Genomic DNA, 1,330 nt, shown 5'->3' with positions numbered 1-1,330 from the left:
CGGGAGTGTCCTGAAGTCTGTGTATCTGGCCTGGCCCATGGGTTTTCAGATACTCAAGCGGCGAAGCGCTCGCCGAACATTATGGCGAACTGGTTGCGGGCTGCAAACCATTCCCGAACATTCCGCCCGTCTTTCTCGAAGCTGCGGATCGCCAGGTAGATCAGCTTCGTTGCGGCATCGTCGGTCGGGAACGAACCGCGCGTCTTGATCGATTTGCGGATGACCCGGTTCAGGCTCTCGATGGCGTTCGTAGTGTATATGATCTTGCGGATCGCCGGATCGAAGGCAAAAAACGGGATCACTTCTGGCCATGCCCGGCGCCATGCCGGGGCGATCGACGCGTATTTCCCGGCCCATTTCCCCTCGAACGCATCAAGTTCGGCGGCCGCCATGTCAGCGGTGGCGGCCCCGTAGATCCGGCGCAGGTCGGCAGCCACGGCCTTACGGTCCTTCCATGAGCAGAAGTTCAGGCTGTGGCGCACCAGGTGAACAATACAGGTCTGAACCATCGCCTCGGGAAAGGCGGCGGTGATGGCCTCGGGAAAGCCTTTCAGCCCGTCCACGACCGCGATCAGGATGTCCTGGATGCCCCGGTTCTTCAACTCGTTCATGACCGAAAGCCAGAATTTGGCGCCTTCATTCTCGGCGATCCAGAGCCCCAGAACCTCGCGCACTCCCTCGCGGGTGACACCGAGAGCAACGTAAACCGCCTTGTTTTTAACGGTCCGGCTGTCAGCATCGCGGATCTTTACCCGAAGGGCATCGAAGATCACGATGGGATACATCCGATCCAGCGCCCGGCCCTGCCACTCCCGGACCTCGTCCAGCACGGCATCGGTGACGCGGCTGATCAGGTCGGGAGAGACCTTCAGGCCATAAAGATCAAGCAGATGGGTCTGGATGTCCCGGACCGTCAGACCGGCGGCATAGAGACCGATGATCCTGTCGTCGATCCCGTCGATCCGGGTCTGGCCCTTCTTTATAAGCTCCGGCTCAAAGCTGCTGTCGCGGTCGCGCGGCACCGTCACCGGAAAGGCGCCGTCCTGGCCTTTCAGCACCTTGGTCGTGGAGCCATTCCGCCGGTTCGACTGGCCCGGCGGGGCAGCCTTGCCTTCCTCATAGCCCAGATGCGCGCTCAACTCTGCACCCAGCATACGCTCCATGAGCCGAATTTTCAGCTCCTTCAGCAACCCGCTGTCTCCGAGCAGGTCTTCAGGACGCTTCACGCCCGTCAGCAATTCGTCCAGGAGTTCCTTCGAGATGGTCATTCATACTTCCTTTCGGTGAAGTATGGACCAGATCAATTATACACAGAAGATCGGACACTCTC

The 1,330-nt window shown here is 59.9% G+C and carries 1 protein-coding gene; it reads right to left on the bottom strand.

Going from position 1 to position 1,330, the window contains the following annotated elements:
- Nucleotides 1–53: 53 nt before the first annotated feature.
- Nucleotides 54–1,268 (bottom strand): IS256 family transposase, encoded by a 1,215-nt coding sequence (locus OQZ28_RS17495; protein WP_159264356.1) that lies wholly within the window; start codon nucleotides 1,266–1,268, stop codon nucleotides 54–56.
- Nucleotides 1,269–1,330: the final 62 nt, after the last annotated feature.

It is taken from the genome of Komagataeibacter sp. NFXK3 (assembly GCF_054182245.1).
Note: the sequence above shows the minus strand (reverse complement) of the source record. Positions and strands in the feature narration are given on the sequence as shown.